The sequence below is a fragment of the Candidatus Cloacimonadota bacterium genome, from assembly GCA_011372345.1.
Classification (GTDB): domain Bacteria; phylum Cloacimonadota; class Cloacimonadia; order Cloacimonadales; family TCS61; genus DRTC01.
Map to the genome: position 1 here is coordinate 1 of DRTC01000092.1, position 4140 is coordinate 4140.

5 protein-coding genes are annotated in these 4140 nt (G+C 34.7%); all 5 read left to right on the forward strand.

Translation table 11 applies throughout. The features are described 5' to 3' along the window. The first annotated feature begins 325 nt into the window (after window positions 1-325). The 5 genes from ENL20_01715 (at window position 326) to ENL20_01735 (ending at window position 3683) form a co-directional block, all read left to right on the forward strand. Entirely contained in the window at window positions 326-796 is a 471-nt protein-coding gene (locus tag ENL20_01715) for a DUF3332 family protein (protein HHE37274.1), read from the forward strand. A 58-nt stretch (window positions 797-854) separates the two neighbouring features. Then, window positions 855-1601 (forward strand): 2,3-diphosphoglycerate-dependent phosphoglycerate mutase, encoded by a 747-nt coding sequence (locus ENL20_01720; GenBank protein ID HHE37275.1) that lies wholly within the window; start codon window positions 855-857, stop codon window positions 1599-1601. A 121-nt stretch (window positions 1602-1722) separates the two neighbouring features. Continuing rightward, on the forward strand, window positions 1723-2277 hold the full coding sequence (locus ENL20_01725; GenBank protein ID HHE37276.1) for a chalcone isomerase: 555 nt from the start codon (window positions 1723-1725) through the stop codon (window positions 2275-2277). Between the two features lie 281 nt (window positions 2278-2558). Next, window positions 2559-3116: an AraC family transcriptional regulator gene (locus tag ENL20_01730; protein ID HHE37277.1), complete on the forward strand. Its 558-nt coding sequence runs from the start codon at window positions 2559-2561 to the stop codon at window positions 3114-3116. A gap of 105 nt (window positions 3117-3221) precedes the next feature. Further along, window positions 3222-3683, forward strand: coding sequence for a GAF domain-containing protein (locus tag ENL20_01735; GenBank protein HHE37278.1), 462 nt, complete (start codon window positions 3222-3224; stop codon window positions 3681-3683). The last annotated feature ends 457 nt before the right edge of the window (window positions 3684-4140 follow it).

Genomic DNA, 4140 nt, shown 5'->3' on the forward strand with positions numbered 1-4140 from the left:
AGGATTGATGGTTCATATTTCCGCATCATTTATGCAGCCGGGAATAAGTAACCAACAGGTTCTGGAGATCAGCAATGTCGGTAATGTGCTTTTACGATTACATGCAGGAACAAAGATCTGCCAATTCATTTTCCAGAGGACAATTGGAGAAGCAATGTATGAGGGAAGGTTTATTAATCAGAAGGAACCTTAATCTTGTAAGAATGATTGAAAGAAAACCAAGATTTTATGAGTTTATTGAAAGAAACAGGTAAGATTACCATAAATTCAAACCGGAAAATAAGAGAAATTCGCTAAAAAAGAAAAAAATAAAAAGGAGAAAAGTATGCGAAAAGTAATCAAATTAGTCTCAATGTTGGTGGTCACTGTTATGTTATTATCAATCATCAGCGGATGTTTTGGTAGTTTCAATTTAACAAGGAAGCTGTACAAATGGAATGAAGATGTTGGTGATAAGTGGACTAATACTGCTGTTTTATGGGTTTTTATGATAATTCCGGTTTATGAAGTTTGCGGATTCATCGATTTTGCGATTTTAAATACAGTCGAATTCTGGACTGGTGAAAATCCATTGGAAATGACTCATTCCGACAAAGAAATTAAAACAATCGAGGTAAATGGAAAGATCTATAATGTAATTACAACTATGAATAGATATAATATTAAACTCGTGAATACTGAAGATGCAGGAAAATCTATTTCGTTAGTATTCAAACCGGAAACAAAAACCTGGGAAATGATCACTGAAGATGATGTCATTACCGTAGTAGAACTGGGAAATAAAATTAAATTCTGATGCTTGTTGTATGATCCAGATACTGCTGGCTTAGATAACAATGTAACAAGAGGTAAAAATGTACAAAATTGTTTTATTGCGACACGGTGAAAGTGTCTGGAACAAAGCCAATCGCTTTACAGGCTGGACAGATGTTGAACTTTCTGAAAAGGGAATAAGGGAAGCACACGAAGCTGGCAAGATACTGAAAGAAGAAGGATACACTTTTGATCTTGCTTTTAATTCTGTCCTGAAAAGAGCGATCCAGACTCTCTGGATAACTCTTGAGGAAATGGACTTGATGTGGATCCCTATCTATAATCACTGGCGTCTAAATGAAAGACACTATGGTGCTTTACAGGGTTTGAACAAAGCGGAAACAGCTAAAAAATATGGAGAAGAACAAGTCCTTATCTGGAGAAGAAGTTATGCCACTCCTCCCCCGCTTCTGACACCCGATGATGAGCGTTTTCCCGGTTTTGAGGAAAAGTATAAAAATCTGACCAAAGATGAACTTCCGTTAGGAGAATGTTTAAAAGATACAGTTGAGAGAGTTCTCCCCTACTGGCATGAAACAATTGTTCCGACTATAAAAACAGGAAAAAAGATCATCATTTCTGCTCATGGAAACAGCTTACGGGCTTTAGTTAAATATCTCGATAATATGAGCGAAGAAGCAATTCTAAAACTGAATATACCTACCGGAGTTCCGTTGGTTTATGAATTGGATAAAAATATCAAACCAATAAAACATTATTATCTCGGAGATTCGGAAGCAATTCAAAAAGCAATGGCTTCAGTTGCTGCTCAAGGAAAAGTGAAGTAGCAATTCGAGTTGTAAGGAGCTTGCGACGACGACTTGAAACCTCTAAAGTTTGCTATCATTTTGTTTCGACTCGTCGCTTCGCTTACGAGTAGAATAGAGTCGTAAGAACAAAGGAGTATTTATGCTCAAAAAAAATATTTTCGTATTTTTTCTATCATTGTGTTTATTACCATTATTTGCTCTTGAAATCGGGGGAAAAAATCTTCCCGACACTAAGATTATTGGAGAGAAAAACCTGATCCTGAATGGAGCGGGAATTCGTAAAAAGCTGATCATCAAAGTTTATGCTTGCGGACTTTATCTTCCCCAAAAAAACAAAGATTCTAAATCCATTCTTCATGCAGACGAAACAATCGCGATCAGGATGCATTTCATTTACAAAAAAGTCTCTTCCGAAAAATTGATAGATGCCTGGAACGAAGGTTTTTCTAATTCCAATGTTGCTGATTCACTACAGCCGAAGATCGATAAATTCAATTCTTTCTTTTCCAAACCAGCTCTGAAAAATGACATTTATGATATTGTTTACTCTCCGGAAGAAGGAACGAGTGTTTTCATAAATAATGAATTGCAGGGAACTATCAAAGGCTCTCAATTCAGAAAAGCAGTTTTCTCGATCTGGCTGGGAGAAAATACTGCTCTTCCGAAATTGAAAGAGAAATTATTGGGGAAGTAATGTAGTTCAGAATCTTTAGTCCGGCTACCGACGGATTGTTCTGAATCCTGCAAAGGACTGGACTTAACAACGAATTTATTCGGGGTTGAGTTCAGAACTTAAAAAACATTAACTGAACTGATAAAATCCATATTAAATATGAAGAATTGAAACAATGGTTGAGTTCAGAACTTTAAAAAACATTAACTGAACTCCATCGAACTAAAGTTCTATGAAGTCCAGTCTTATGATATTTTTTCGGAACAAGTTCCGAACTATAGTAGTAATTAAGGAGCAAAAAAATGAAAAAATTTATTTTTTCATTAATGATGATTTTATGTATATTTTCTTATGCGGAAGATCAAGAACTTGCATTACCGGATTCCACCCAAACTATCGAACCGAAAATTATTAAATTGGAAGAAATGATCATTGTCGGTTTGCAGGCAAGAATGTCTATGGCAAACATGACAATCTCGCAATTATGGAAAGACTTTACTCCTCGTGAAGATGAAATTCAAAATCTGGTTAATCCGGAACAATTCTGGGGTGTCTCTTTTGATATGGAACAGAAAGAAAATTCAACGGAATTCTCATACATGGTCGGAAGACAGGTCAAAAAAACAGATGATATTCCGGATGGAATGTCCTTTCATATTATTGAATCTCGGATGTATGCTGTTTTTTCTCATCAAGGTCCAGTTGAAGATCTGGGAAAAACATATCAATACATCTACCAGAAATGGCTGCCGAGAAGCGGACATAAACCGTTAATGAATAATGAACTGGAACTTTATGATGAACGCTTTCAATATGGCGAACCTGATTCCGATATGTTCATATATGTGCCGATAGAGTAATGTAATTCAGAACCTTTAGTCCGGTTACTGACGGATTGTTCTGAACCTTTGTTAAACATACTGTCTTTTTTTTTGTCTCGGAACAAGTTCCGAGCTACGATTGAAATGAATAAAAAATTCCAAATACTTTTAGAAAAGATCAAAAAAGTAATCTCTCAATCTCTTGAAAAAGATGAAAAATTACAGAATATTTGTAACATTTTGCGAGATTCGATCGAATATTACAATTGGATTGGATTCTATATTTTTGATAAAAGTAAAAACGAACTTATTTTAGGAACTTATTCAGGTGCAGCTACTGAACACACAAATATTCGAGTTGGAAAAGGAATTTGCGGTCAGGTTGCAGAATCTAAAAAGACACAAATTATCCAGGATGTTTCCAAAGAGAATAATTATCTTTCCTGCAGTATTTATGTGAAATCAGAGATCGTTGTTCCGATAATGAAAGATGGAGATCTTCTAGCAGAACTTGATATCGATTCTCATGTTCAATCTCCTTTTACCAATGATGATAAGGAATTTTTAGAGAGTGTTTGTCTTATGATAAATAATTTGTTTGAGTAATCTTCAAAAAATTAAGGATAACAAATCAATTTAATTAATGATTATTCAAACCTAAAAAACTTGACTTTATAACTTTGCTTCAATTGTTTCGACACGAATTTTTTGAGAATATTTTATTAGTTGTATTTCAAAATGTATTAAAGAACATAAATTAGTCGGGAAGATATAAAGAGGTACGAAGATAAAAAACATATAGGGTAACCTCTTATTCTTTGCGACAAGCTTTCCGCTATCCGTCAAAAGCCGGATAGTTTTATTAAGATGAAATCTGAACCGTAAGACAAGATGCCAATCTTGTCCATTTTGATCAAAATCCTATCCCCTTATTTTGCAGGAAATTAAAATGGGGTTTTACAGGAGACTTGGTAGTGTAACATAATTTATGAAAGATTATGAAAAAATGATGCTGCCTTTCCGAAATTTCTCACGAAGGAATTCTTCTCATTAAGATTCGGAA

Excerpts from the sequence above, each read along its gene's own strand:
- ENL20_01715 (HHE37274.1), top strand. The coding sequence starts at position 326 with ATGCGAAAAGTAATCAAATTAGTCTCAATGTTGGTGGTCACTGTTATG.
- ENL20_01730 (HHE37277.1), top strand. The coding sequence starts at position 2,559 with ATGAAAAAATTTATTTTTTCATTAATGATGATTTTATGTATATTTTCT.
- ENL20_01720 (HHE37275.1), top strand. The coding sequence starts at position 855 with ATGTACAAAATTGTTTTATTGCGACACGGTGAAAGTGTCTGGAACAAA.
- ENL20_01725 (HHE37276.1), top strand. The coding sequence starts at position 1,723 with ATGCTCAAAAAAAATATTTTCGTATTTTTTCTATCATTGTGTTTATTA.
- ENL20_01735 (HHE37278.1), top strand. The coding sequence starts at position 3,222 with ATGAATAAAAAATTCCAAATACTTTTAGAAAAGATCAAAAAAGTAATC.